At 40.9% G+C, this 25,983-nt stretch carries 26 protein-coding genes; 8 read left to right on the top strand and 18 right to left on the bottom strand.

Annotation, left to right across the window (positions count from 1 at the left end; all coding sequences use genetic code 11):
• Nucleotides 1–3: 3 nt before the first annotated feature.
• The 6 genes from E4S40_RS08395 to cmk form a co-directional block, all read right to left on the bottom strand.
• Nucleotides 4–687, bottom strand: coding sequence for an NADH:ubiquinone reductase (Na(+)-transporting) subunit D (locus E4S40_RS08395; RefSeq protein WP_135072954.1), 684 nt, complete (start codon nt 685–687; stop codon nt 4–6).
• Nucleotides 688–717: 30 nt separating this feature from the next.
• Nucleotides 718–1,485 (bottom strand): NADH:ubiquinone reductase (Na(+)-transporting) subunit C, encoded by a 768-nt coding sequence (nqrC, locus tag E4S40_RS08390; RefSeq protein ID WP_135072952.1) that lies wholly within the window; start codon nt 1,483–1,485, stop codon nt 718–720.
• A complete protein-coding gene (locus E4S40_RS08385) occupies nt 1,472–2,671 on the bottom strand; it encodes an NADH:ubiquinone reductase (Na(+)-transporting) subunit B (protein ID WP_135072950.1) in 1,200 nt (399 codons plus the stop codon). Before E4S40_RS08385 ends, nqrC begins: the two co-directional genes overlap by 14 nt.
• Before the next feature lie 2 nt (nt 2,672–2,673).
• Nucleotides 2,674–4,026 (bottom strand): Na(+)-translocating NADH-quinone reductase subunit A, encoded by a 1,353-nt coding sequence (locus tag E4S40_RS08380; RefSeq protein WP_135072948.1) that lies wholly within the window; start codon nt 4,024–4,026, stop codon nt 2,674–2,676.
• Between the two features lie 133 nt (nt 4,027–4,159).
• A complete protein-coding gene (locus E4S40_RS08375) occupies nt 4,160–5,056 on the bottom strand; it encodes a 4-hydroxy-3-methylbut-2-enyl diphosphate reductase (RefSeq protein ID WP_135072946.1) in 897 nt (298 codons plus the stop codon).
• On the bottom strand, nt 5,037–5,744 hold the full coding sequence (gene cmk, locus E4S40_RS08370; protein ID WP_135072944.1) for a (d)CMP kinase: 708 nt from the start codon (nt 5,742–5,744) through the stop codon (nt 5,037–5,039). Before cmk ends, E4S40_RS08375 begins: the two co-directional genes overlap by 20 nt.
• Nucleotides 5,745–5,863: 119 nt before the next feature.
• Here cmk and ade point away from each other — a divergent pair, with 119 nt between their 5' ends.
• Nucleotides 5,864–7,486 (top strand): adenine deaminase, encoded by a 1,623-nt coding sequence (gene ade / locus E4S40_RS08365; protein WP_135072942.1) that lies wholly within the window; start codon nt 5,864–5,866, stop codon nt 7,484–7,486.
• A 38-nt stretch (nt 7,487–7,524) separates the two neighbouring features.
• Here ade and E4S40_RS08360 read toward each other — a convergent pair whose 3' ends face one another.
• Both E4S40_RS08360 and E4S40_RS08355 read right to left on the bottom strand, forming a co-directional pair.
• On the bottom strand, nt 7,525–9,105 hold the full coding sequence (locus E4S40_RS08360) for a peptide chain release factor 3 (protein WP_135072940.1): 1,581 nt from the start codon (nt 9,103–9,105) through the stop codon (nt 7,525–7,527).
• 172 nt (nt 9,106–9,277) lie between these two features.
• Nucleotides 9,278–10,513: a sensor histidine kinase gene (locus E4S40_RS08355; protein WP_135072938.1), complete on the bottom strand. Its 1,236-nt coding sequence runs from the start codon at nt 10,511–10,513 to the stop codon at nt 9,278–9,280.
• A 148-nt stretch (nt 10,514–10,661) separates the two neighbouring features.
• Between E4S40_RS08355 and E4S40_RS08350 the strand changes: the two genes are divergently transcribed.
• On the top strand, nt 10,662–11,132 hold the full coding sequence (locus tag E4S40_RS08350) for a Dps family protein (RefSeq protein WP_135072936.1): 471 nt from the start codon (nt 10,662–10,664) through the stop codon (nt 11,130–11,132).
• Between the two features lie 38 nt (nt 11,133–11,170).
• Here the strand turns inward: E4S40_RS08350 and E4S40_RS08345 are convergent, their stop codons facing one another.
• From E4S40_RS08345 to E4S40_RS08305, 9 genes are all read right to left on the bottom strand, one after another.
• Nucleotides 11,171–12,478: an ABC transporter permease gene (locus E4S40_RS08345; protein WP_135072934.1), complete on the bottom strand. Its 1,308-nt coding sequence runs from the start codon at nt 12,476–12,478 to the stop codon at nt 11,171–11,173.
• Nucleotides 12,471–13,364 carry an ABC transporter ATP-binding protein gene (locus E4S40_RS08340; RefSeq protein ID WP_135072932.1) on the bottom strand — a complete coding sequence of 298 codons (894 nt, stop codon included), beginning with the start codon at nt 13,362–13,364 and terminating at the stop codon, nt 12,471–12,473. Before E4S40_RS08340 ends, E4S40_RS08345 begins: the two co-directional genes overlap by 8 nt.
• A gap of 6 nt (nt 13,365–13,370) precedes the next feature.
• The gene (locus E4S40_RS08335; RefSeq protein ID WP_135072930.1) at nt 13,371–14,258 is read right to left on the bottom strand and encodes a hypothetical protein; all 888 of its coding nucleotides are present in this window, start codon (nt 14,256–14,258) and stop codon (nt 13,371–13,373) included.
• A 79-nt stretch (nt 14,259–14,337) separates the two neighbouring features.
• The gene (dnaJ, locus tag E4S40_RS08330) at nt 14,338–15,444 is read right to left on the bottom strand and encodes a molecular chaperone DnaJ (protein WP_135072928.1); all 1,107 of its coding nucleotides are present in this window, start codon (nt 15,442–15,444) and stop codon (nt 14,338–14,340) included.
• Between the two features lie 6 nt (nt 15,445–15,450).
• Nucleotides 15,451–16,023: a nucleotide exchange factor GrpE gene (locus tag E4S40_RS08325; RefSeq protein ID WP_135072926.1), complete on the bottom strand. Its 573-nt coding sequence runs from the start codon at nt 16,021–16,023 to the stop codon at nt 15,451–15,453.
• 76 nt (nt 16,024–16,099) lie between these two features.
• Nucleotides 16,100–17,095 carry a GTPase ObgE gene (gene obgE / locus E4S40_RS08320; RefSeq protein WP_135073107.1) on the bottom strand — a complete coding sequence of 332 codons (996 nt, stop codon included), beginning with the start codon at nt 17,093–17,095 and terminating at the stop codon, nt 16,100–16,102.
• Between the two features lie 65 nt (nt 17,096–17,160).
• Entirely contained in the window at nt 17,161–17,733 is a 573-nt protein-coding gene (locus tag E4S40_RS08315) for an adenylate kinase (protein ID WP_135072924.1), read from the bottom strand.
• A gap of 12 nt (nt 17,734–17,745) precedes the next feature.
• Nucleotides 17,746–18,285: a hypoxanthine phosphoribosyltransferase gene (hpt, locus tag E4S40_RS08310; protein ID WP_135072922.1), complete on the bottom strand. Its 540-nt coding sequence runs from the start codon at nt 18,283–18,285 to the stop codon at nt 17,746–17,748.
• Nucleotides 18,286–18,287: 2 nt separating this feature from the next.
• Entirely contained in the window at nt 18,288–19,196 is a 909-nt protein-coding gene (locus tag E4S40_RS08305; RefSeq protein WP_135072920.1) for an aminopeptidase, read from the bottom strand.
• A gap of 171 nt (nt 19,197–19,367) precedes the next feature.
• Here E4S40_RS08305 and E4S40_RS08300 point away from each other — a divergent pair, with 171 nt between their 5' ends.
• The 5 genes from E4S40_RS08300 to E4S40_RS08280 all read left to right on the top strand — a co-directional run bounded on the left by E4S40_RS08300 (nt 19,368) and on the right by E4S40_RS08280 (nt 24,192).
• On the top strand, nt 19,368–20,654 hold the full coding sequence (locus E4S40_RS08300; RefSeq protein ID WP_135072918.1) for an OmpA family protein: 1,287 nt from the start codon (nt 19,368–19,370) through the stop codon (nt 20,652–20,654).
• Between the two features lie 119 nt (nt 20,655–20,773).
• Nucleotides 20,774–22,075, top strand: a complete 1,302-nt coding sequence (locus E4S40_RS08295) for an OmpA family protein (protein WP_135072916.1) — start codon at nt 20,774–20,776, stop codon at nt 22,073–22,075.
• A gap of 69 nt (nt 22,076–22,144) precedes the next feature.
• Complete coding sequence (gene upp / locus E4S40_RS08290; RefSeq protein ID WP_135072914.1) at nt 22,145–22,789, top strand: uracil phosphoribosyltransferase; 645 nt, start codon at nt 22,145–22,147, stop codon at nt 22,787–22,789.
• Between the two features lie 6 nt (nt 22,790–22,795).
• The gene (locus tag E4S40_RS08285; protein ID WP_135072912.1) at nt 22,796–23,737 is read left to right on the top strand and encodes a calcium/sodium antiporter; all 942 of its coding nucleotides are present in this window, start codon (nt 22,796–22,798) and stop codon (nt 23,735–23,737) included.
• A complete protein-coding gene (locus E4S40_RS08280; RefSeq protein ID WP_135072910.1) occupies nt 23,734–24,192 on the top strand; it encodes a hypothetical protein in 459 nt (152 codons plus the stop codon). Before E4S40_RS08285 ends, E4S40_RS08280 begins: the two co-directional genes overlap by 4 nt.
• On the opposite strand, the gene sdaAA is transcribed toward E4S40_RS08280, so the two are convergent.
• Nucleotides 24,181–25,089, bottom strand: coding sequence for an L-serine ammonia-lyase, iron-sulfur-dependent, subunit alpha (gene sdaAA, locus E4S40_RS08275; protein WP_135072908.1), 909 nt, complete (start codon nt 25,087–25,089; stop codon nt 24,181–24,183). The two genes, E4S40_RS08280 and sdaAA, sit on opposite strands and share 12 nt — an antisense overlap.
• A gap of 130 nt (nt 25,090–25,219) precedes the next feature.
• Here sdaAA and E4S40_RS08270 point away from each other — a divergent pair, with 130 nt between their 5' ends.
• A complete protein-coding gene (locus E4S40_RS08270; RefSeq protein WP_135072906.1) occupies nt 25,220–25,954 on the top strand; it encodes a hypothetical protein in 735 nt (244 codons plus the stop codon).
• The last annotated feature ends 29 nt before the right edge of the window (nt 25,955–25,983 follow it).

Below are 25,983 nucleotides of genomic sequence, written 5' to 3'. Positions count from 1 at the left end.
GTTTTAGTGTTCTACATAGCCAGTCTTGGTACGCTGTACCCAGATGATCAATCCTAAGATGATGAAAGCTCCTACAGGAGAAACCATCAAGCCATTCGTAGCCAATTTGAAATCAGGACCGAAAATACCAGAGATATATTCAAATACTTGAATTCCAAATACAGAACCAGATCCCCAAAGCTCTCTAAAGAAAGCTACGGTCAAAATGATCCAAGAATATCCAAGTGCCGAACCAAATCCATCCAAAACTGAATCGTAAGGCTTGTTACCCAAAGCAAATGCTTCCAAACGACCCATTACAATACAGTTGGTAATGATCAATCCAACGAATACAGACAATTCCTTATACATGTCGTAAGCGAAGGCTCTCAATACTTCGGATACCAAGGTTACCAAAGTCGCAACTACCGCCAATTGAACGATGATACGAACTCGAGTTGGGATGGTGTTCCGCATGATTGAAATCACCAGGTTGGACATCACGATTACGAAAATAACCGAGATTGCCATAACCAAGGTAGGCTTCATTTGGGTAGTCACAGCCAGGGCAGAACAAATTCCCAATACCTGAATGGTGATCGGGTTGTCATCCACCAAAGGATCCGTGATGAGTTTTTTTCTACGCTTAGAGAATAAAGCTTCTGCGGGCTTTTTCTCGATCGCTTTTTCTACTGTTTCAGTACTCATACGTATGATTGTCAGAGAGTGATTGATTGATTAAAAAGCTGCCGCAACAGCCTGTGATGATTTTTTGGATTCAATGAATGCACTGTAATGACCCAAATAAGCCTTCAACATTGCATTCACACCATTACCTGTAATAGTTGCTCCAGACATACCGTCAACTTTATGCGGATCGGAAGAATAATCTTTTCCCTCTCCCTTTTGCATTTCAACAGCCACTAAAGCACCAGACTCATCGAAGATTTCTTTTCCTACATATCGCTGCTGAACACCGGCTTCAGTAATTCTCGCACCCAAACCTGGAGTTTCACCAGCGTGAGCCAAGGTAATACCACCAACAGTATTCATATCAGTATCCAAGGCAATGTATCCCCAGATAGCATCCCAAAGTCCTGCTCCGTAAAGAGGAAGGATGTAAGACTCAACAGCGTCAGGGTTTCCTTCAGCATGATAGATAAACACAGGATACAATCTGTCTTCAGCAGGCATTTTGTAGTTCTTTGCGATATCTACATTTTCTGCAGTAACGGCAGCACCGTCTTTTTCTGTAACTTCCTGACCATTGATATCTACTACAGTAGCTGCAATATGAGAAGTGTAGAAAGCATTTACCTCTTCAGGAGACATAGCGCTGATTTCATCTCCAGAAATCACAGCTCCTAAAATCTGCTTCTTCTTATCTAAAGCTTCAGCTTCCCGCTGCAAAGGTCCCAATACCTGAGAGGTACCTGAAAGAAGCAAGCCAAGAATTACGGTCAAAATGACCGAAAATGTGATAATATATGCGTTAGACTGTTGCACGTTGTAACCTCCTTGTTTTGTTAGCTTTCACTACGTAATAGTCAATTAATGGAGCAAAGACGTTCATCAAAAGAACGGCTAGCATGATTCCCTCTGGATATGCAGGGTTTGTTACCCGGATAATAACGGTCAAAGCACCGATCAAAAATCCGTAAACCCATTTACCTGTTTCGGTTTGAGCGGCAGATACCGGGTCAGTTGCCATGAAGACAACACCAAATGCCAAACCACCCATCACCCAGTGGAAATGAGGAGCCATCGCCATGAATTCATTGGATGCAAATAGATTCATCACCAAGCCCATCAAATAAGCTCCACCGAATCCGGATACGATAATTTTCCAGCTTGCTACTCCTGTATAAATTAAGATAACTGCTCCAATCAAAGCCATCAAAGTAGATGTCTCACCAATGGAACCAGGAATCCATCCCATAAACATATTCCAGAAACTGAAATCAGCTCCCAAGGAAGCGTTATGAGATGCTAAGGCATCACTGACAGGTACACCGTCGATTCCTGCATTGTATGCAACTGCCAAAGCAGTAGCTCCAGAGAAACCATCAACAGGTGTTTGATCTCCCATATAAGTCCATACCTGATCACCAGAGATTTGAGCTGGATAAGCAAAGTACAAGAATGCACGCGCTGTCATTGCCACGTTCAAAATATTCATTCCTGTACCTCCAAACACCTCTTTTCCTACCACAACCGCAAAAACAGTAGCCAAAGCCACCTGCCAAAGCGGAATATGCGGAGGCATCACCAGCGCAATCAACATCCCTGTAACCAAGAATCCCTCAGAAACAGGGTGATTTCTGATCACACAGAAAGTAAATTCTGTTCCCAAACCTACCGCATAGGATACAATCAGAATAGGTAATACAGACCAAAGACCAAACAAGGCCTTGTCTATCCAAGTAACTTCTTCACCGATTGCCAAGAAGTGCTGATGACCAATGTTAAGGATACCGAAGATCAACGCAGGAATCATGGCGATTACCACTGTGATCATCACTCGCTTCAGGTCAGTAGCATCTTTAATTTGTGCACCTTTTGATTTGGTAGTCAAATCAGGAGCGAATGCAATGGTTCTATGCCCTTCGTAAAGAGTATAGAATTTTTCCCATTTGCCACCTTTTTCAAAATTCGGCTTTATGCTATCGAAAAGATTTTGTAATGCCTTCATATTTAGCTATACATTAATAATTCAATCCCACTTCTTACCAACTGCTGCAAATCATTCTTAGAAGGATCCACAAATTCACAGAGGGCCACATCTTCTTCAATAATTTCATAAAGTCCTAGCTCCTCCATCTCATCAAAGTCCTCAGCAATGATCGCTTTGAACAAATAGGTAGGAAGAATATCCATTGGAAGGACTTTTTCGAATACACCGGATACTACGAAAGGACGCTCTTCCCCGTGTGTATTGGTGTCAACTTTGAATTCTCCCTTATTCAAGAAAGAAAGCATTCCGATTGCTTTATGGAAGCTGAGCTTTTTGGTACTTGGCATCAACCAACCCAAAAATTCCTCATAATCTCCTTCAGGAATTACAGTGATTTGATTGTGGTAGAAACCAAGGTAACCTTCCATGGAGATTTTTTCTCCAGTCAATACGTTACCTGAAATCACTCGAATATTTCCACTTTGAAGATTTCCTTTTACAAAAGTCGAAACAGAAGCTCCTGAGATAGTTTTTACATAACCACGCTTCGTCAATTCAGATCCGGTTACAGCAATGGTTTTGGAAGCATCATACTTGCCTTCTACAATCAATTTACCAATTTGAACCACGCCAACAGGGCTCACAGTCCAAGCGATATCGCCTTTGTTGATTGGATCCAAATGATGGATTTGCACACCTACGTTTCCTGCTGGGTGAGCTCCGGAGAATTTATTGATTTGAACACCTTTTGCATTTGCAAACAAAGCAGAAACTTGCTCTGCTCCATTTACATTTAGGTGAACTTTTCCGCTAGTCAATTTGGTCAAAGCGTCCAAACCTGCCTGGAAATATTGCTCTTCTCCCTGAAGAACAAATCCCATATCTGGTGCGAGCGGATTGGAATCAAAGGCAGAAATGAATATTGCCTTTGGCTCGTCGGCTGGATTCGCCACTACCCCATAGGGTCGCTGGATGATATGAGGCCAAACTCCCCCTGCAGCCAACTTTTCAACCAAGGTAGCTCGGTCAGTTGATTTCAGGTCGATCTTACCAAGATCCTCATAGCTGGTTTCTTTGTCAGCAAGAATCTTGATCTCAAGAAGTTTGCGCTTTTCTCCACGTTTGATTTCGATGATTTCGCCGGATACTGGAGACAGGTATTGCACCTGGTCCATGGCTTTATCGAATAGGATGGGTGTACCTGCTTTGACAGTGTCCCCTTCATTGACAAGAACTTTGGGTCGTTGCATACCCACAAAGTCTGTCGGCTTAATGGCAAAGGTTTGAGCCGGCTCAAAGTCAACCATTTCTTTGGCTGCTTTTCCTGCCAGGTTGATGTCAAAGCCTTTCCTAAGCTTCACGTTTTTTGACATATCTATTTCGTAACTATGGGCTTTTGAAAAACGCCCCAAATCTAATAAATACCTTTTTATTTTGAGGCGATTTGAATTTTAATCTTTCAACTTTCTCGTAAGCGGTAGGATTTATACCTGAATCCCCTCTATTTCAGACAGGAAGCGTATTTGCTTCCATGGACTCCAAGTGTTTTTTGACATCCTCCATCAACCACATAGGCGTGGAAGTCGCTCCGCAAATCCCAACCTTATCTGTGGGATAGAACCACTCAGGTTGTATCTCTGTTTGATTTTCAACAAAAAAACTTCTAGGATTTTCTTCCAAACACACTTGATAAAGGGCTTTCCCATTGGAGCTTTTCTTTCCAGAAACGAAAACGATCACGTCATTTTCCTTAGCAAATTGGCGTAGTTGAGGTTCCCGATTAGAAACCTGACGGCAGATAGAATCATTTGCGTTAAAATCTACCTCAGTCAATTCCCCTTTGGAAGCTTTGATACGATCCTGGATTTTTTGGGATAATTCATAGAAGCCTTTGGTGCTCTTGGTGGTTTGGCTGAAAAGGGTTACCGGACGATTGAAATCAATTTTTTCCAAATCGGAATCCTCCATCACCACAATAGCTTTCTCCATGGTTTGACCGGTCAATCCGATCACTTCTGCATGGCCTTTCTTGCCGTAAATAACCACCTGACCATTTTCCCGCTCCATTTTATCAAAAGCAGTTTTTACACGATGCTGCAGTTTCAGAACTACAGGACAGGAAGCATCAATCAGCTCGATATTATTCTCGATGGCAGTTCTGTAGGTTTCAGGCGGTTCGCCGTGAGCCCTGATCAAAACCTTGCAATCACTCAATTCAGAAAGTTGATCCCGGTCAATGACCACAAGACCTTTGTCAGCCAGGCGCTTAACCTCCATATCATTGTGCACGATATCGCCCAGGCAATAGAGTTTGTCTGATTGCTCCATTTCATCCTCTGCCATTTTGATGGCAAATTCCACTCCGAAGCAATAGCCTGAATTTTTATCGATGGTTACTTGCATAATTCTCTAATTGATTAATTCGCTGCTTTGCAAGGCCCACGATTTGTGCGACTTGCTCCGCAAAACTCAAATTACTGGTGTCCACTTCTACAGCATCCTCCACTTTTAAAAGGGGGCTTTCTTTTCGACTGCTGTCTATTCGGTCTCGTTCACCCAAATTGGCCTTTATATCTTCTAGGTCTACAATCTCACCACGTTCGAATAGTTCCTTTTGCCTTCTGAAAGCCCTGGTATCGAGATCAGCAGTCATGAAAACCTTTAGCTCAGCGTCCGGAAATACTACCGAACCGATATCCCGACCGTCCATAACGACACCTTTTTCCTTCCCTAAACGTTGCTGCTGGGCAACGAGTTCTTCCCGAATTTCCTTGACCTTGGCAAAATCACTCACTCGCTCGGATACGCGCATGCTTCGAATTTCTTGCTCTACATTCAGTCCGTTCAAGTAGGTATCCTGTTGACCGGTATCAGGGTTCAATTGAAAACTGATCTCCAAATCCTTGAGGCCCTTTTGAATATCTTTCGGATTGGTAGCAGTGAGATAATTGTTTAAAAAATGCAGGGTAGCTGCCCTATACATGGCCCCTGAATCAATATAGGTGTACCCTAATTCTTTGGCTACTGCTTTTGCAGTCGAGCTTTTTCCACAACCAGAATATCCGTCAATTGCGATGACTATTTTTCCCATCCAAAAAGTGCGCTTGCCTCCTTTTATTTTTCTGGGGCAAATATAGTAGTTTTAAAGCAAATGAATTGGAGAGCGTCGGGAATTCCGCCTTTATTTCTCCTCCTTTTAAACTGATTTTCATGCACATTCAAGGTCAATTAGTAGATATCCCTAACCAAAAAATTTATTCGGTTTCTATTACTGTTGAAAAAGGAAAAATTTCAGCAATTGAAGAAATCGACGCCAACCCGGATCTTCCTTTTTTACTTCCAGGATTTATTGATGCCCATGTGCATGTGGAATCATCCATGCTCGTTCCTTCGGAATTTGCAAGACTCGCAGTGGTCCATGGAACTGTGGCTACCGTATCGGACCCTCATGAAATTGCCAATGTCTGTGGGATTGAAGGAGTCGATTACATGATTGAAAATGGAAGACAAGTTCCCTTCAAATTCTATTTTGGAGCCCCTTCCTGTGTGCCTGCTACACCTTTTGAAACAGCCGGTGGGGAAATCGACGCCTCTCATATCGAAGAACTGATGAGCAGACCGGAAATTATCTATTTGGCTGAGATGATGAACTGGCCCGGTACAGTGAATCGGGATCCTTTGGTCATGGAAAAAATCCGAATTGCCCAAAAATATGGCAAACCAATAGACGGACATGCGCCTGGACTGATCGGCGAATTGGCAGAGAAATATGTTAGTGCGGGTCCAAGTACGGATCATGAATGCTTTACCTATTCCGAAGCTTTAGGGAAAATCAAACTTGGGATGAAAATCGCCATTCGGGAAGGTTCGGCCGCCAAAAACTTCGAAGCCTTGATCGATCTGATCGATGAATACCCTGGGATGATTATGTTCTGCTCAGATGACAAGCATCCCGACAATCTAGCTTTGGGGCATATCAATGAATTGGCAGCTAGAGCAATTGCAAAGGGAAAGGATTTGTTTAAAGTGCTTCAGGCAGCCTGCCTCAATCCGATTCATCATTATTCTTTAGAGGTGGGGCAATTGCGTATTGGTGATCCGGCAGATTTCATTTTAGTCAGAGACCTGAAAGATTTCCAGGTACAGGCTACTTATATAAATGGGGAAAAAGTAGCTGAAAACGGAAACACGCTAATTGATCGTGTTGATAACATGGTGATTAACAATTTTACTAGTAGCTTAAAAAAGCCCGAAGATTTTAAGATCGAGGCTAAAGGCTCACAAGTACGGATCATTGAAGCGCTCGACGGACAGTTGATTACTCCAGAAATTCAAGGAGATATTTTAATAAAAAATGGTTTTGCAGAATCCAATCCTGAAAAGGATATCCTGAAAATTACGGTGGTCAATCGCTATCAAGATGCCCCTCCTGCAGTAGCTTTTATCAAAAACTTTGGATTAAAAAATGGAGCTATTGCTTCTTCAGTAGGCCACGATTCCCATAATATCATCGCTGTGGGAGTGGATAATGAAACCATTTGTCGAGCAGTGAATCTCTTGATAAAAGCGAAAGGTGGGATTTCGGCTGTTTCGGGAAAAAAGGAGGAAGTACTTCCTTTGCCCGTTGGAGGTATTATGTCACCAGAGGATGGCTATCAGGTGGCCGAGTCTTACACCCGAATCGACAAAATGGCCAAGGAAATGGGTTCTACCCTAAACTCTCCTTTCATGACTCTAAGCTTTATGGCCTTGCTGGTGATTCCAGATTTGAAATTGAGTGATAAGGGATTGTTTGATGGGAAAAAATTTGAATTTACAGAGGTATTCCAATAAAAACCCTCCAAGGGATTGAAACCCTTGGAGGGTGAATATCAAAACTCCGAAGTGAAGTGGAACTCGATCTCAGGATAATTGTCCTGAACCATTTGTAACCAAGCTTTGGATTCGGCCATAAAAACCAGTTTGCCGTCTTTGTCATAGGCAATGTGTCGGTTTTTTGATCGGACGAATTCATCCAATTGCTTCTTATCCTTGCTACTGATCCAGCAGGCTTTGTATAGATTCATCGGGTGGAATTCCACTGTGGCATTGTATTCATTTTTCAACCGGAACTGGATTACTTCAAACTGAAGCTGACCAACTGTACCAACCACTTTTCGTGAACCCATATCAAAAGTGAACAGCTGGGCCACCCCTTCTTCCATAAGCTGTTTTAGACCTTTTTCCAATTGTTTGGTCTTCATTGCATCCTTATTGACAACTTCTCGGAAGATCTCCGGTGAGAAACTAGGGATTCCAGTAAAGACCATATTTTCTCCATCTGTCAGCGTATCACCAATTTTCAAATTGCCAGTATCATACAAACCAATAATATCTCCGGGGAAAGCTTCATCGATAATTTCTTTATCTTGAGCCATAAACTGCGTCACATTTGAAAAGCGAAGTGGCTTAGGTCCTCCCACATGATTATAGGGTTTGTTTCGCTCAAATTTCCCGGAACAAATACGCAAAAATGCAATCCGGTTTCGGTGGTTCGGATCCATATTCGCATGAATCTTAAATACAAAACCAGAAAACTTGGACTCATCAGGTTTTACTTCCCGTACATCCGTCATTCGGCTTTTTGGAGGTGGAGCGATTTGAATGAACGTATCCAGCATCTCGTTGACCCCGAAGTTATTTACTGCAGAACCGAAAAACACCGGTGCGACTTTTCCATCCAAATATTCCGCAACATCAAATTCAGGATATACTCCCTCGATCAATTCAACATCCTCACGCAGTTGGTCAGCAGGATTTTGACCTATCAATTGATCCAATTCGGAATCTTCCAGGTTTTCAAAAATCTTTCTATCATCACTCAACTTCCGCTGAGACGGGGTAAATAGGTTGAGCTTTTGATCATACAAATTATAGACTCCCTTAAAGCTTTTTCCCATTCCGATAGGCCAAGAAAGAGGTCTTACTTGGATATTGAGCTTTTCCTCCACCTCATCAAGCAAATCGTAAGGATCACGCCCTTCTCGGTCCAGCTTGTTGATAAAGCAAATCACCGGTGTATTTCGCATCCGGCAGACCTCCATGAGTTTTTCAGTCTGAATCTCCACCCCTTTCACGCAGTCGATGACCATGATTACCGAATCAACTGCAGTCAAAGTTCGGTATGTGTCTTCCGCAAAATCCTGGTGACCCGGCGTATCCAAAAGGTTGATTTTAATTCCCTTGTATTCAAACCCCATGACCGAGGTTGCCACAGAGATTCCCCGTTGCTTTTCGATTTCCATCCAGTCGGACTTGGTAGCCGTATCGATTTTATTCGATTTTACTGCACCTGCAGTCTGAATAGCTCCTCCGAAAAGAAGCAATTTCTCAGTCAAGGTAGTTTTACCCGCATCCGGGTGGGCAATGATGGCAAAGGTTCTGCGTTTTTTGATTTCCTCAGTCAAACTCATGGGTAGTAAAATTCAGGGGGCAAAGGTAAGGAAAATGGATTTACGATTTTTGAAATACGATTTACGATATCAACACCATACCTCATTGTTACTTCCTTGGGTTCAAACTTGGGGAAAAAGCTTAGAAGTCCATTTTAACCTCGTAAATCGTTAATTTGAATTCGTAAATCCCTTAGTATTCCAAAATTCCTTCTGTCACAAATTGCTCAGCACCTTCTACAGTGCTATGCAGGATAATTCTAAAAGTCGTTCCTACCCCAGGCTCAGATGACTTAACAAAAATCCTTCCACCATGATAGCCCTCAATGATACGTTTGGCTAAGGTTAAGCCCAAGCCCCATCCTCGCTGTCGAGTTGAAAAACCGGGATTAAAGACCTTTTTGAAATTTCTTTTTTCAATTCCTTTACCTGTATCGGTGATATCAACGATCACGAACTTATCACTATCCTGAATGATGTCGATGGTAATCGTCCCTTTGCCCTTCATGGCATCTACAGCATTTTTACAGATGTTTTCAATAACCCATTCAAAAAGTGGTTTATTCATCATCGCATCTAAATCCTGTGAATCGGCATTGATATGAAGATCTACTTTGGTGGAAATACGAGGCCGAAGGTAATTGATCGTTTCTTCAATTGCCTGATAGAGATTTTCGGATTGAATTACCGGCTTGCTTCCAATGCTACTGAATCGCTCGGTCACCATCCGCAACTTCACCACATCTTTATCCATTTCCTGGATGATCTCCTTATTTTCTTCCCAAACGGGAGAATTTCGCAAGTAATCAATCCAAGCCATAAGAGAAGCGATTGGCGTTCCCAATTGATGTGCTGTTTCCTTCGTCAAACCAGCCCATACTCGGTTTTGCTCGGCTATTTTACTTTGATTGAAAAGTGCATAGGCTAATACCCCAAAAATCATAATCACGGCAAGCTGCACATAAGGGTAATAGCGAAGATTTGTTAGCAACTCTGAATTGCGATAAAAAATCTGAATATCTGCTTCCTGTAGTAAAACGGGCTCATACTCCGCTTTCATTTCTTCCAGTTCTTCGGAAAGAGTTTTAATCGAATCTTGAGAGGTGGCGTTTTTTCGAAATTGAATATTCCGGAACTCTAAGGGGTTTCCTTCCGCATCTACCATAATGATGGGGATGGAGTAGTTTTGCTGAATAATCTCCTGGTTAATGAATGACAAATTATCTGCATTGCTGGCAGCATATTCCAAGGCACTGGACAGGAGTTCAATTTGACGTCGCTCTCTAGACTTAAGTTCTTCCACCAACTGATTGGTATACCAAATGGAGCCGGCCCCAATGAGTATGGAAAGCAATACCACCAGCCATTTTACCTGGCGACGATTTTGGTAGAAATCAATGGAAGTCAAATCCTGAAAGCGGTTTTTCATGAAGAATTTTACAGTTGCCTATCCCTATTTTAACTCCTCAAAACGATAGATAGTATCTCATTGGGATTGATATTTTCAGTTGGCATCCGAGGGGAATTTTTAGTAAATTTAAATTAATAATTAAAACACAAAAAACGAGAAGAAAATCATGAAAACGAACGATATCGGATTACAAGTAAAAGACACCATCGTATTGGTAGAAAAGCTCAATAAGCTTCTAGCAAACTATCAAGTCTACTATCAAAACCTTCGAAACTTCCATTGGAATGTCAGTGGACCTAACTTCTTTGAATTGCATGCGAAATTTGAAGAGTTGTACACTGCAGCCAATGAAAGCGTTGACGAAGTTGCAGAAAGAATCCTGACTCTAGGAGGCAGACCTTTGTCTTCTTATGGAGAATACATCGAAAATTCCACTATTCAAGAAGCAAAAGAGGTGCATGATTCCAAAGAGATGGTTTCCATCACACGGGATAACATCAATACGCTTTTAGATTTTGAAAGGGAAGCTTTGGAAACAGCCTCCGAACAAGGAGACGAAGGTACTGTAACCCTGATGAGTGATTACATCACTGCGAAAGAAAAGGTAGTTTGGATGCTATCAGCTTATTTGAGATAAAAAAACAGAGCCGGATCGAAATCGATCTGGCTTTGTTTTTAGTAGCTACTTTTTATCCAGCGCCAAAGTGTCTTATAACTTGGCTTAGTTCCATGCATAAGGATTCCGATTCGGTAAATTTTTGCTGCTAACCAGGTAGTTCCCAAAAATCCTAAGACCAATAAACCCATTGAAAGTCCTAATTCCCAAAAAGGAACTCCGTAGCTAATCCTTCCCATCATGGCAATCGGGGAAGTAAATGGAATAATGGAGAGCCAAAAAGAGGTGGTACTATTTGGATCTTGTAATACAAAAACAAATAACCCCATATAGGCTACAATCAAAGGAATAGTCACCGGGAGCATAAATTGCTGGGCATCCGATGGTGCTTCTACTGCAGAACCGATACCTGCGAATAATGCTCCATACAACAGGTAACCTCCCAAAAAATAAAAAACAAAAGAAGCCACTAAGGTCACGAAATCAATCCCATTGATCACAGCTAGAATCTCACCCATTTCAGTATCCGGAACAGCCTGAGTCATTTCTCCCTGTGCTAGTTCCATTGCCTGTTGCTGAGGCATCTGCATTCCCAAAATCCCCGTCACCAAAGTCGTCAACGTACCAATCAACACAATCCAAATAAGAAGTTGGGTTAATCCTACTCCAGCAATTCCGACAATTTTTCCCATCATGAGTTGAAAAGGACGCAGTGAGGAAACCAAAATCTCCACAATACGACTGGATTTTTCTTCAATTACGCCCTGCATGATTTGATTACCATAAATGAAGATGAACATGTAGATCAAAATCCCTGCAATAAATCCTATGGCGTAATTAACTGTGGCATCAGAAACCCGCTCTCCACCACCTTCATCCAAAGTGATTGCTTTTACATCTACCGAGGTTCTGATTTGAGATAGTATTTCCGGATCGATACCCGACTCGAAGAGTCGTTGATCTTCGATTTTCTTTTTTAGACTGCTCCTTAAATAGGAGATCAAGTTCATATTGGGATTTTCTTCTCCGTAGTAAGTTATTCCCTCAGGTTTTTCAAGATTGATTTTCGGGATGTACAAAAAGCCATAGCGATCTCCATTTTTCACCATGTCCTTAGCCTCATCTACACTTCGGCTTGAAAATGAAAAAGCATATTGTTCTGAGCTTTCAAGAAAAAACAGATCATTTTCATCCACTACTTCAATAATCCGAAGCGCTTGATTCTCTTTTTCCTCCACGGCAATCCAAATAAAAATTGCCATAATGGCTGGAAAAATCAACGGTGTTAAAAGCGTCGCAAGCAAAAAGGACTTTTTCTTTACCCGGGAAAGATATTCCCGCTGTATAACTAGCCAAATCTTATTCATGCGCGCTTGATTTTACTTGGTGGATAAAAATTTCCTCCATACTTGGGACCTGCTCCTGAAATCTTGAAATCTGTCCATAATTCATCAATTCAGCCAGTAATTCATTGGGAGTTTTTCCATCCAGTGCTTTTGAAAAGTGCCATTGGCCCTCTTCTTCTACAGCTTCCCAACTAGCTGGCAAAGGAGATTGTATTTTTTCAAGTGAAACATGAAATATATCTGGCCGATAAGAATTCTTCACCTCCCGAATGCTACCATCTAGAATTTTTCGGGATTTATTAATCATGGCTACTTGGTCACAAAGCAATTCAACTGATTCCATCCGATGGGTACTTAAAATAACCGTGATCCCCTTTTGCTTTAGCTCCAAAATCTGGTCTTTGATAATTTCTGCATTAACCGGATCAAATCCTGAAAAAGGCTCATCCAAAATCAATAAGGCCGGTTCGTGGAGAATAGTGGAAATAAACTGTACTTTTTGCGCCATTCCTTTGGACAGGTCTTCTACTTTTTTCTCCCTCCAGCTTCCCATATCCATTTTTTCCAGCCAGTGACTAATCCGCTTTTTGGCTTCCATCTGACTCAGACCCTTGAGCCGGGCAAAATAAAGCATCTGATCCCAGACCTTCATTTTTTTATAAAGCCCTCTTTCTTCGGGTAAATATCCAATCTTGGAAATATGACTTGGTGAAAGCTTTCTCCCCTCAATTTGAATTGAACCGGAATCGGCATCAATAATTTGATTGATTATTCGGATCAAAGTAGATTTCCCTGCTCCGTTTGGTCCCAGTAATCCAAAAATCACTCCTTTCGGGACAAAAAGATCAACATCCGTCAAAGCCCGATTGGGCCCATAGGATTTATTTAATTTCTCAATTTCTAACATGTATTTTTATTCTACTTTGAGCGACCCCACCCCCACATCGATGGTCAGGCTTAGTAGTTTAGGATCATCCGGCGCGTAACCTTTTGTCACATAAGTCTCCTTGTCCAACGACTTCAAATAATTCGGTAAAGACGTCCTACACATCGGGGTGGTCTTCATTTTGATTTTTATAGGGTAATTATCCGAGGGTAATTTTAAATACAAGGACCCTGCCCCAACTGCTGCAATAACCTGGCAAGAAGAGGACATCCCATCACTAAAATTCAAATCAATTTTACCATAATTCACCTCCAAAATCATCTTATTGGCATTGGAGAAGTTGGCATTTTGGATTTCAACGGTCCCCATGTTCAAAGTGACCAAAAGCGTATCCATTTGGATTTGGTTGGGTTCAGGACTTCCATAATGTACCAAGACATCGGCACTTGCACTATGCACTTTCAACTGCCCGACAGGAAGCTGTGAAAGGTCAAAGTCGGCCATTCCAATGCCTAAATTGAAATTCAAATGATAAAGGTAATTAGAAGCCAAACCTACATCCCAAGAATGTCCAAAATCATCTTTGGAAGGAGAAAAAAGCTTGGTTGTAATGCTCCTGCCTAAATTATCAGACTCGATATTTTTATGAGAAAGGGAAGTATAAAGAGTTTGATTTTCAACTTTATGGTCAAAAACAGGGAGAATATTCACCTCTTCCAAATGTCCATGGATATAGACAGGATCGGAATTTCTCATCCGTTTCAGGTGAGTGGTGCTTTTATAGGTGGAAAAGTCCAGTTGGACAACTTCGAAGCCATCCCTCTCTGGAGCCCGGAATTCTTTGACCAATTGTGCCTGACTGACGCCTATCCCACTGAAAACACCCAGAAGAAGCAGACAGAATTTTTGCAGCATACGGATAGGTTACGACTTGGAATCTGAAAAGGTTTTTAAAAATATAAAAAAAGCCAGAATTGCATCTGGCTTGTAATTTTTAGAAGAACTCCTTCATTTTATCAAAAAAGGACTTTTCCGACTTCCCGGGATCCGGTTTGAAATTCGGAGACTCCCTTAAAGCTTCTAAAGCTTGCTTTTCCTCCTTAGTCAATTGAGTCGGTGTCCATACATTAACCATAATCAACTGGTCCCCGCGGGAATAGCCATTAATATCTTTGATACCTTTTCCTTTCAGGCGAAGCATTTTTCCACTTTGAGTTCCCGGGTCTATTTTGATTTTCACCCGACCGTCAATTGTAGGAACTTCCACAGAAGCACCCAATGCCGCATCCACAAAGGAAACATACAAGTCATAAATCACATTGTTTCCATCACGCTGAAGAGTCTTTTCTTCGATCTCTTCTATGACAATCAATAAATCACCGGGAATTCCACCTGGAATTTCATTTCCTTTTCCTGACATGCTGAGTTGCATTCCTTCAGCTACTCCTCCAGGAATATTGATAGTAATAACTTCCTCTTTAATGATTAATCCGCGTGAATCTGCTTCTGCTGGTTTTTTATCTACGATTTGACCACTACCTCCACAGACTGCACAGGTACTAGCAGATACCATTTGACCCAACATCGTATTAACAACCTTCTTCACTTGTCCGGTACCTTGACAGGTAGAACACGTTTTGAAAGTCACACCAGGAGCGACTACATGGCGTTTTACTTTGATTTTCTTCTCAACACCATTAGAGATTTCCTGAAGGTTGAGTTTTAATTTTACACGAAGATTAGTGCCCTTTTTGGTTCGTCGGCCTCCGCCTCCTCCACCAAAGAAAGAGCTAAAACCTCCCCCACCGAAAATATCTCCAAATTGAGCGAAGATATCTTCCATGTTCATTCCGCCTCCTCCGAAGCCGCCATTTCCGCCTAAGCCTTGATGGCCAAATTGGTCATATCGCTGACGTTTTTCCGGATTGCTTAAAACTTCATAAGCTTCAGCAGCTTCTTTGAATTTTTCTTCCGCTTCGGGATTATCAGGGTTTTTATCAGGATGGTACTGAATGGCCAATTTCCGATAGGCCTTCTTTATTTCTTCAGCCGTAGCGGATTTACTGACTCCTAGTACTTCGTAATAATCTCTCTTTGCCATACTAAATTATGCTCCAGTTACGACTTTAGCGTAGCGCACTACCTTGTCACCCAAGGTGTAACCTTTTTCTACCACGTCGATCACTTTTCCTTTCATATCTTCACTTGGGGCTGGAATTTGAGTAATTGCCTCTTGCATATCTGCATCAAACGGCTTTCCAATCAAGTCTTCCATTACTTTTAGCCCTTTGGACTCCAAAATTTTAACAAGCTTGTGGAAAATAAGCTGGTTTCCATCTCGAACCTTTTGAGCGTCTTCTTCATTTTCGCTGGCTTTGAATGCCCGCTCAAAATCGTCCACTACCGGAAGCAAGTCCCTCAAAACTTCCTCGGATGCGGTTTTGATCAAGTCCAATCGTTCCTTGGCGTTTCGCTTTCTGAAATTTTCAAAATCAGAATAAAGGCGTAGATATTTATCCTTCATTTCTGCCAACTCACCTTCCAATTTGACTATTGGATCTACCTTTTCTTGTTCCACTTGCTCCTGATCTAATTCTTGTTCTTCGGAATTTTCTTGGTTTTGCTCTTGCTGATCGAGCACCTCTTCATTTTCGCGTAATTCTTCTTTATTATTTTCCATAGATCTAGTTCAATAGCTGGTCCAGCCTCTAGTCACAATATTTTTGCCATCAGAATATTTCTGACAATCTGACACCTCAACTTGACTGAATGGCCTGCCAAATCATGTCCTTCAGCTTTTCAAGATTAAATTGTGTCACAGATGAAATAAAAACGTAAGGGATTCCTTCCGGTATTTCAGATTTCATTTCATTCATCAACTCCTCATCTAATAGGTCAGATTTGGAAATGGCTAGCAGTCGCTTTTTGTCCAGAAGCTCAGGATTGTATTTCTCTAATTCTCCCAACAAAATCTGATACTCCTTAGAAATAAGCTCAGTATCTGCAGGAATAAGAAATAGTAAAATTGAGTTCCGCTCAATATGTCTAAGAAATCTTATCCCAAGCCCTTTACCTTCCGCGGCTCCTTCTATAATTCCCGGAATATCTGCCATTACAAAGGATCGGTCGTCTCGATAGCTAACAACTCCAAGGTTAGGAACAAGAGTAGTAAAAGGGTAATCTCCAATTTCTGGTTTGGCTGCAGAAAGAGCGGACAAAAGCGTGGATTTCCCAGCATTTGGGAAGCCTACCAAACCCACATCTGCCAAGAGCTTGAGCTCCAAAATGATCCATTCTTCAATCCCTGACTCACCTGGTTGGGCATAGTGAGGAGCTTGATTGGTTGAAGTTTTAAAATGGTGATTACCAAGACCACCTCTACCACCTTTGGTCAAGACAACCTCTTGACCATCTTCCGTAATCTCGAAGCGCTTTTCACCGGTTTCTGCATCTTTGGCAACCGTCCCCAATGGGACATCAAGGATTACATCCTGCCCATTGGCTCCCGTCCTTCTACCACCTTCACCAGGTTTTCCCGCTTCCGCGATCACGTGTTTCTTGTATTTCAAGTGAAGGAGGGTCCACAATTGTGCATTCCCCCGAAGGATGATATGACCTCCCCGGCCACCATCTCCCCCATCAGGTCCACCTTTTGGCACATGCTTTTCTCTTCTAAAATGAAGGGAACCAGCACCACCTGCCCCTGATCGGGAACAAAATTTTACGTAATCGATGAAATTTGACTCTGCCATAGAAACAAAAAAGCTAAGCATTTGGCTTAGCTCATTTTGGTGCAAAAGTAAGGAAAATCAACTACTTAATAACTATCCACTACTTCACTGATGGCATCAAAGATTTCATCAATCTCTCCTACCCCATTGATTTTGGTGAACTTTCCCTGCTTTTCATAATAAGTCGCAACCGGCAAAGTTTCATCCAAGTAAACTTTTATTCGAGTTTGGATTTTTTGATCATCCTGGTCATCTGCTCGACCGGATGTTTTTCCTCGCAGTTTGATTCGCTCTTTTAAGATATCCTCAGGAACATCCAAAGCGATCATCCCTGCTATTTCCATTTGATGGCTATCCAACATTTTATCCAAGGCCTCAGCTTGTGCAGTAGTTCTTGGAAATCCATCAAAAATAAATCCATGACTATTTTCGGTAGCTGCGATTTTATCTTCAACCATTCCGATAACAACTTCATCGGGAACCAACCTGCCTTCGTCCATGTATTTCTGAGCAAGTTTTCCAAGCTCCGTTCCTTCTCCTAAGTGCTTTCGGAAAAGGTCACCGGTGGATAGGTGTGTCAGCCCATATTTCTTAATCAACTTTTCGCTTTGAGTACCTTTGCCTGCACCCGGAGGGCCAAATAAGACGATATTACGCATCCGTATTTAGATTTATTGAGAATTCACTAATTGATATAGTTCAGGTAGATTACGACCTAGGTCATTGTAATCCAACCCATAACCGACGACAAATTTATTGGGAATTTCAAAACCGACATAATCAAGCGAGTATTTAAAGCGAAAAGCATCCGGTTTGTATAAAAATGTAGCAATCTTTACATCAGCCGGTTGATACTTTTTGATTTCCTTCAATAGGTAATCCATACTTATTCCAGTATCCACAATGTCCTCTACTATAATGACTGTTTTTCCCGACAAGTCATCATGAAATCCTGCAACCTGCTTGACCTCTCCAGTTGTTTGAGTTCCCTCGTAAGAAGAAATTCTTAAAAAAGAGATTTCGAGAGGTAATTCAATTGCCCTACAAAGGTCAGAAAGGAACATGTATGAGCCTTTCAAAATCCCGAGTAAAACCAGCTTTTTCCCTTGAAAATCCTGAGTGATTTGTGCACCTAATACCTTTACCCTTTCCTGAATTTTGGATTCAGAAACGAATGGTTCAAACTCTTTATCATGGATGAATTGATTCATTTTTACAGGTTTTTCATTAGGTATTGATGCATTTCAATCATTGAGTTCAGGTCAAGCAGCGAGACTTTTTCATCCGGGCTATGGACATTTTCTTCAGCTGCTCCCACAAAGCACCAATCGATGGCATAAGATGAAAATTGAACTTCACGTCCGTCACTTCCTCCATATGCCTCCACTTCCAATTGGAAGGGAATTTCGCTTTTTTCTGCCAAATCAAGGATTCGATTCAGAAATTTTTTTCTAGGAATGTATTTGTCCCGAAGAGAAATTACTACACCCTCATGTGGTCTCACTCCTTCAGTGACCCAAGTAATATCAGCGATCAAAGCTTGTTGAATCGGATAATTTTCTTGAATGAACCTCAATAAAAAAGGCATACTACCCCCTCCATGCTCTTCATAGGTAGAAAATATCACCCAGCCATCTTCTAAAGTTTCACATACTTTCAAAGCTGTAAAAACGCCTAACCTATTATCTAAGTAAGCAGCTTGAATAGATTCCTCGTCTAGACGAACATTTTGTTCGAATGAGAGATAGGTTCCTCGATCAATGGCTCGGGGAAAGTCATGAAATAGCTGATCGTCTTCGACTTTCAATCGACATCGAATATCTCCCAAACTATCTTTCCCCACCAAAAAAGCTCCATCTATATATTCTGGCCCCCCCACAGGAATTAACTGATTTTCATATCGAGTCATGAAACCAATAGTATCCATATGGGCAAAAAGGGCAGTAGATGGCTTTCCGAATTTCAGAAGAATACAATCATGGAATTCCTCCCCCGAATAAATAATTGGCCGAACCTTCCAGTGTTTTTGTCGTTTTTGGATGTATTCAAGGAGAAATTTTGAAACTCCTCCTTCGTCCCCAGAGACACTTTGTATAGTTAAAAGGTCAAACAAAATTTTCATTCTGGCATAAATTATGTTAGATTTTGGAAGATTATTTAAAAAAAGCGATGGAAAATTTTAATTGTACAATCGACAATTAAATAATTCATCTAGATTTGCAGTAAGTTAAAAGTTTATAAATTTGTACTCACATCAATCAAACACTTAAAATTTGGACAAAAATTTTTTGTTATGAAAAAACTAATACTCTCATCCCTGCTTGCCGGAGCTCTTGCTTTCGGTGCAAACGCCCAAGACTTCGATAAGTGGTCACTTGAAGTTGGAGGTGGTTTTAACAAACCAATGGCTCCATTATCTGGAGGATTCCTATCTCCAACACTAAATCTCGGTCATATTGAGTTTGGTGCGCGTTACATGTTCAATGAAAAATTCGGCGTAAAGTTGGATTATGGATTTGGCTCTATGCGAGAAGCAAGAGGTGGCGATTCTCAAAGCCCTGAATTCGACACCAAATACAACAGACTAAACCTTCAAGCTGTTGCTAACGTCGGCCGAATCATGAATTTTGAATCTTTTAGCCGTTCATTCGGACTTTTATTGCACGGTGGTGCAGGTATTGGTTTGGTGAACCCTGAGATGAATACTTTCAATGATTTCGATGACAATGTTTACACCATTATGTTCGGTGTGACTCCTCAGTTGAAATTATCTAAAAACATTGCTCTTGTTGGTGATATCTCTACCATCCTAAACGGTCGTCAGACTGTAACTTGGGACGGATATGAATTCATTAATCCATCAGTCGATAATGGTTTCTATGGAGCTAATGGTACTTGGTGGACTGGAACTATCGGTCTTAACTTTTATCTAGGATCTAATGATGAGCACGCAGACTGGTACATTGCTGCTGACAAATATGCTACAAAAGAAGAGTTAGCTTCTCAGATCAACGGAATCAAAGATATGTTGAAGGATTCTGATGGTGACGGTGTGCCTGATTACTTGGACAAAGAACCAAATACTCCTGCAGGTGCTAGAGTAAACTCTGCTGGTACAACTTTGGATTCAGACGGTGACGGTACTCCTGATCACATGGATAATTGTCCATTCCAGCCAGGTCCTGCCTCCACAAATGGATGTCCAGTTGTTGAGGAAAGAGAAGAAGTTGATTACTTGAGAAAAGCTATCAATGATGGATATGTAAATGTTTACTATGCATTTGATAGCGACAAACCGCTAGGTTATTCTGTAAGCGCTGCAAATTATGTTGCAAACTTCTTGAAGAGAAATCCAGGTGTTAGTGTAGAAATCAAAGGATACGCTGATGAGTTAGGTCCTGAAGATTATAACATCAAACTATCTGAAAGAAGAGCTAAAGCAGTTTACGATTTAATGATCGCTGCAGGTGTTGATGCATCTAGACTTTCTTATAAAGGATATGGAGAAGACACTAGTGTAGATAAGTCTTCTGCTGATGCTAGACAAATGGCAAGAAGAGCTTCTTTTGAAGTGAAATAATTAAAGCCCCATAAAAAAATTAATCCCGTTCCTACCGAACGGGATTTTTTTTTGCTTGATGAAAGGATAAAATAAAATCAATACTTTTGAATCGTCATCCTTTCAATCAAGTAACTATTATGAAAAAATTACTATTAACTGCTTTTTTGGCATTAGGTATAACCCAGATCATCTATGCCCAAAAAGATTTTAACCGTTGGTCTATAGAAATTGATGCGGGTTTCAATAAACCCATGTCACCGCTCACTCCAGGATACCTTTCTCCTACACTGAATATTGGGCATATTAATCTAGGAACCAGATACATGTTCAATGAATATTTTGGTGTGAAAGGTGATTTGGGTTTTGGGAACTTCCGAGAAGTTAGAGGTATTAGCCCAGAGTTTTCAACTGATTATTTTCGTATGAATATTCAAGGTGTTGCAAATTTTGGCAGAATGCTAAATTTTGAATCTTTTGCACCAAAATTGGGATTTTTGGGACATTTAGGAGCAGGATTTGGTTTAATGTCATTTGATGAAGGAGCGATTCCTCTTACATCAGAAAAAGATGTTCACTATAATATCATCTCAGGATTTACAGGACAATACCGATTAAGCAACAAAATCGCATTAATTGGAGACATTTCAATGATTTTCAATGGTCGACAAACCTACACTTTCGACGGAAGATTATATAATGCTCCCGAACCCATTACACAACCAAATTCTAACCCTTTCGTCCATGCACCGGGTACCTGGTGGACTGGTACGCTCGGAATAAACTTTTACCTAGGCTCCAAAGAAGAACATGCTGATTGGTATTTTGCTGCCGACCGATATGCCACAAAAGAAGAACTTGCATCCCAAATCGGAGAAATTAAGGACATGCTTAAGGATTCAGATGGGGACGGAATTCCAGATTATTTGGATAAAGAACCTAATACCCCAGCTGGCGCAAGAGTGAATGCATCGGGTATTACACTAGATTCAGATGGGGATGGAATGCCGGATCATCAGGACAATTGTCCATTCCTTCCTGGACCAAGTTCAAATGGAGGTTGCCCAATTGAAGAAATAGCGGAACCCGTAGATTATATACGAAAGGCAATAGATGACCAATACCTGAATGTTTACTTTGCTTTCGATTCATCGAAACCTCTTCAATTCTCAGTTTCTGCTGTTCAATTTATTTCCAATTTCTTGAAAAAGAATCCGGGTACTTCACTTGAAGTTAAAGGATATGCAGATGAATTAGGTTCTGAGGATTACAATATAAAACTTTCAGAAAGAAGAGCTAAGTCGGTCTATGATTTGCTAATCGCATCAGGCATAGACTCAAGTCGAATTAGCTATAAAGGCTATGGTGAAGACACTAGCGTAGATAAAAACTCACCTGATGCAAGACAAATGGCGAGAAGAGTTTCTTTTGAGATCGACTAATCATTGATTCTAGAAATTTGAAAAAACCCAGCCTATCTGAAGCTGGGTTTTTTCTATTAAATTCGTCCTATGTTTGTTTTAGCCAATACCCCATCTATTGCCAATCAATTTTTGGCCGAACTGAGAGACAAAACTGTTCAGAAAGATCAATTGAGATTTAGAACTAATCTTCAACGATTAGGCAAAATTTTAGCCTATGAGATTTCGAAAACACTCTCCTTTAAAGTTCACGAGATTGAGACTCCACTTATGAAGACAAATGTTCTTCATTTGGATGAAAAATTGGTATTGGTAGCTGTGATGAGAGCTTCTCTTCCATTCTATCAGGGGTTTCTAGATTTTTTTGATTCTGCAGAAAACGGGTTTATTGGTGCATTTCGAGCTGAAGAATCCAAAGATTCTATTGAAGTTCATTTAGGCTATTGTGCAAGTCCTTCTTTAGAAGGTAAGACGCTGATTTTTGCTGATCCCATGCTAGCAACAGGTAAATCCTTTATAACTTCCATTGAAAATCTATTGAAAAACGGTACTCCGAAAAAGATTCATATTGCCTGTGCTGTGGCTGCTCCTGAAGGAATCGATTATATAAAATCAAATCTTTCCATCCCTCATCAATTTTGGATCGGAGCTTTGGATCAAGGATTGAATGACCATTCCTATATTCTTCCAGGCTTGGGCGATGCCGGAGACCTTGCCTTTGGCCCCAAATTATAAAAAATCATGTCGGCGTATTTTCTCTTAGCTGTAGGTTTAGGCATTCTTTTGCTTGGTGGAAAATTCCTGGTTGATGGTGCCTCCGGAATTGCTGTCAAACTCGGTATGAGCGCCGGTTTGATAGGATTGACTATTGTGGCTTTCGGAACCTCTGCGCCCGAACTTTTAGTAAGTGTCAATGCAGCTCTAAAAGGAAATAGTGAGATTTCCATTGGGAATGTAGTGGGTTCAAATATTGCCAATATCGGCTTAGTTTTGGGATTAAGTGGGTTATTCTATCCCACGAAAATCAACCGAAGACATATTCGTTTTGAATACCTAATCACCCTTTTGGTTACTGGACTTTTCTTCTTATTAAGCCTAAATGGAAGTATAGAACGATGGGAAGGGATCCTTCTCTTTTGTCTATTTATCATTTTCAATTTTTACCTATTCTGGTTGGAAAAAAAGGGTGCTGCAGAACAATTTAAAGAGGTAGAGGAAGAAATTGAGCAAGTAAAAAAACTCTCTTGGTGGATGGCCTTAGGCCTCTTCTTTGGTGGGATCGTTGGATTATATTTTGGTTCAGAACTTTTGGTTGAAAATGCGGTTCTGATCTCCAGAAATTACGGAGTTTCTGAGCGAATCATTGGTGTCACTATCATTGCCATTGGAACAAGTCTTCCGGAATTAATCACCTCTGTGATGGCAGCCATAGCTAAAGAAACAGATATGGCCCTAGGGAATATTCTTGGTAGTAACATCATGAATATTCTATCAATCATTGGTTTAACAGCCATGATCGAACCAATTGGAGTAGCTGAGGCATTCATCAAAGTGGACTTTTGGTGGATGCTGGGTATTACGGTATTGCTCTTTCCTTTGATGAGAACTAAGATGCAAATTTCAAAGTTTGAGGGTTCAATTTTGCTTGTGGCTTACCTTGCATACATGTATTTCCTATTATGAATGAGACCATAATTAGCTTAATTGGGATTTACTTTTTAGGCTATTTCAAATTTATCGCCGGGCCGATTCTTGTTCCTGCAGCTGGGTTCGGAGTAGGAACTACCATTTTCATTACCGTATCGAGCATGATGTCCAGTGTTTTTATTTTTACGCTGATAGGTAAAAAATTCAAGAAAAAGCTAATGCTCCGGTTTCGAAAGAAAAAACCAGTATTCACTTCTAGAAATAGAAAAATTGTAACTATCTGGAAAAAATATGGTGAAATTGGAATTGCCTTTCTTACCCCCTTGGTATTAACTCCTATTGGAGGAACCTTGATTTTGGTTTCATTTGGAAGTAAAAAAAGCAGGATCTACTTTCACATGTTCTGGAGTGCTCTTTTTTGGGCGACAATATTTAGTTTTTCGATTGACAAACTCCTCCAAATTCCCATTTTAAACAGTTTATTGGGGTAATTGTTCATCAGGAAGAATTTCAATATCCTGAATTAAAACCCGCTTCGATATCTCCTGCCCAGTCAAAGTTGCAGCCAAGCCTCCAAGAGCTGTTTCCTTATATCTACTTTCCATTGAAGCTCCGATTTCTCCCATAGCTTCTATACATTCATCAACTGGAATCACCGCACTTACATTTGCAAGGGCAATTTGAGCCGAACTAAATGCAATACTCGCAGCACTTGCATTTCTTACCACACAAGGCACCTCCACCAATCCTGCCACCGGATCACAAACCAAGCCCAACATACATTGAATAGTAATCGCAACTGCATTAAATACCTGGTCAATGGTTCCTCCCAAACAAAAAACAATTGCACCTGCCGCCATAGCAGCAGCAGAGCCCGTCTCAGCCTGACAGCCACCAACTGCACCTGCCAAACTTGCTTTTTGCTCGATGATCAATGCAATCCCTGCTCCAACCAACAAACCTTTGATGATCTGATCATCTGATAGGCCATGAATTTCCTGCAATGTCACCATGGTTCCAGGAAGGATTCCGGAAGCACCTGCCGTTGGTGCCGCAACCACCCTTCCCATACAGGAATTTACTTCTTTGGCTGCTAAAGCTCTTCCAATCAGCTTTTGAAATTCAGGAGACAAAACGCTAAGCGGATAATTGAAAACTTTTTTTGCACCATTATCAATCATTCCAGAGCGGGATTTCATTTCTTTTTCAAGTCCAGTATGGACAGCATCCTTCATAACCCGATAGGCATGCATTAGTCCTTCATGTATCTTTTCTGGAGATGAGCCTTTTTGCTCACATTCATAAGCTATAACAGATTCATCCAGGCTCTCATCATGAGACTCACAGTAGGATTTCCAATCCTTAAAACTGGTAAACAAAAAACACATATCTATTTGGGTTTATCTTTTCAGGCAAATCTCATTGGAAAATTCAATTAGCCGTACTTTTTATCACGATTCTAAACTCTTACTTTTAAATTTGAGTTTAATACTTTAACCAAAAATAGGTTAATATTTTATGAAGTTTCTAAAATCATTATTGCTGTTTGGAATCGCTCCCTTTTTATTTTTATCGGAAGCTTATGCTCAGCGCGAAGATGCCGGAAACTATGACTATGACAAAGAATTCGTTTTTGGCTTAAACAAAAACACAAACGGAGGACTTATAGGAGGGTTTTCATTCAAAGTTGGTACTAGAATAACGGACGAACAATTCAGCTTCTTTGCCCTTGAACTTTCAAACGTCAAAAACCCAAAAGAAGTCCGATATAATACCGTTTTGGGAAATAGTTACATTTTCGGAAAATCCAATTACCTCTATTCCATCCGTCCCCAATATGGCCGGGAAGTAATTTTATTTAAAAAGGCTCCCAACCAGGGGGTCCAAGTCTCTGCCCTAGCTGCAGTAGGTCCTAGCATAGGATTAATTGCCCCATACTACATCGAATATGCCATCAATCGATTAGAAACTGTTCGGGAACAATATGATCACGAAATCCATCAAAGTCGATTCAATATTTTAGGAACCGGTCGTTTGTTTGAAGGACTGGGACAATCCCAGTTGGCAATAGGAGCGAATGCAAAAGCTGCTGTAAACTTGGAATTTGGAGTATTTCGAAGCAATGTGACTGGCTTGGAACTTGGATACATGATTGAGGGTTTCAACAAAGAAATTCCACTGATCCCTACTACAGAAAATAGACAGGTCTTCCAATCCGTCTATTTTACGTTCTACTATGGGTTCAGAAAATAAGGAACTGGTTTTTCCCAGAATATCGCATA

This window comes from Algoriphagus kandeliae (genome assembly GCF_004571135.1).
GTDB classification, from domain to species: domain Bacteria; phylum Bacteroidota; class Bacteroidia; order Cytophagales; family Cyclobacteriaceae; genus Algoriphagus; species Algoriphagus kandeliae.
The sequence above is the reverse complement of the archived record's forward strand: the minus strand, read 5'-3'. Positions and strand labels throughout refer to the sequence as shown.

Coding starts and splice junctions, on each gene's coding strand:
- hpt (WP_135072922.1), bottom strand. CDS start 18,285: ATGAATCAATTCATCCATGATAAAGAGTTTGAACCATTCGTTTCTGAA.
- E4S40_RS08395 (WP_135072954.1), bottom strand. CDS start 687: ATGAGTACTGAAACAGTAGAAAAAGCGATCGAGAAAAAGCCCGCAGAA.
- ade (WP_135072942.1), top strand. CDS start 5,864: ATGCACATTCAAGGTCAATTAGTAGATATCCCTAACCAAAAAATTTAT.
- E4S40_RS08335 (WP_135072930.1), bottom strand. CDS start 14,258: ATGCTGCAAAAATTCTGTCTGCTTCTTCTGGGTGTTTTCAGTGGGATA.
- E4S40_RS08295 (WP_135072916.1), top strand. CDS start 20,774: ATGAAAAAATTACTATTAACTGCTTTTTTGGCATTAGGTATAACCCAG.
- E4S40_RS08315 (WP_135072924.1), bottom strand. CDS start 17,733: ATGCGTAATATCGTCTTATTTGGCCCTCCGGGTGCAGGCAAAGGTACT.
- E4S40_RS08305 (WP_135072920.1), bottom strand. CDS start 19,196: ATGAAAATTTTGTTTGACCTTTTAACTATACAAAGTGTCTCTGGGGAC.
- E4S40_RS08280 (WP_135072910.1), top strand. CDS start 23,734: ATGAATGAGACCATAATTAGCTTAATTGGGATTTACTTTTTAGGCTAT.
- E4S40_RS08270 (WP_135072906.1), top strand. CDS start 25,220: ATGAAGTTTCTAAAATCATTATTGCTGTTTGGAATCGCTCCCTTTTTA.
- cmk (WP_135072944.1), bottom strand. CDS start 5,744: ATGGGAAAAATAGTCATCGCAATTGACGGATATTCTGGTTGTGGAAAA.
- E4S40_RS08325 (WP_135072926.1), bottom strand. CDS start 16,023: ATGGAAAATAATAAAGAAGAATTACGCGAAAATGAAGAGGTGCTCGAT.
- obgE (WP_135073107.1), bottom strand. CDS start 17,095: ATGGCAGAGTCAAATTTCATCGATTACGTAAAATTTTGTTCCCGATCA.
- E4S40_RS08340 (WP_135072932.1), bottom strand. CDS start 13,364: ATGTTAGAAATTGAGAAATTAAATAAATCCTATGGGCCCAATCGGGCT.
- sdaAA (WP_135072908.1), bottom strand. CDS start 25,089: ATGTGTTTTTTGTTTACCAGTTTTAAGGATTGGAAATCCTACTGTGAG.
- E4S40_RS08345 (WP_135072934.1), bottom strand. CDS start 12,478: ATGAATAAGATTTGGCTAGTTATACAGCGGGAATATCTTTCCCGGGTA.
- E4S40_RS08385 (WP_135072950.1), bottom strand. CDS start 2,671: ATGAAGGCATTACAAAATCTTTTCGATAGCATAAAGCCGAATTTTGAA.
- E4S40_RS08360 (WP_135072940.1), bottom strand. CDS start 9,105: ATGAGTTTGACTGAGGAAATCAAAAAACGCAGAACCTTTGCCATCATT.
- E4S40_RS08285 (WP_135072912.1), top strand. CDS start 22,796: ATGTCGGCGTATTTTCTCTTAGCTGTAGGTTTAGGCATTCTTTTGCTT.
- E4S40_RS08375 (WP_135072946.1), bottom strand. CDS start 5,056: ATGCAAGTAACCATCGATAAAAATTCAGGCTATTGCTTCGGAGTGGAA.
- E4S40_RS08300 (WP_135072918.1), top strand. CDS start 19,368: ATGAAAAAACTAATACTCTCATCCCTGCTTGCCGGAGCTCTTGCTTTC.
- E4S40_RS08355 (WP_135072938.1), bottom strand. CDS start 10,513: ATGAAAAACCGCTTTCAGGATTTGACTTCCATTGATTTCTACCAAAAT.
- E4S40_RS08350 (WP_135072936.1), top strand. CDS start 10,662: ATGAAAACGAACGATATCGGATTACAAGTAAAAGACACCATCGTATTG.
- upp (WP_135072914.1), top strand. CDS start 22,145: ATGTTTGTTTTAGCCAATACCCCATCTATTGCCAATCAATTTTTGGCC.
- E4S40_RS08380 (WP_135072948.1), bottom strand. CDS start 4,026: ATGTCAAAAAACGTGAAGCTTAGGAAAGGCTTTGACATCAACCTGGCA.
- dnaJ (WP_135072928.1), bottom strand. CDS start 15,444: ATGGCAAAGAGAGATTATTACGAAGTACTAGGAGTCAGTAAATCCGCT.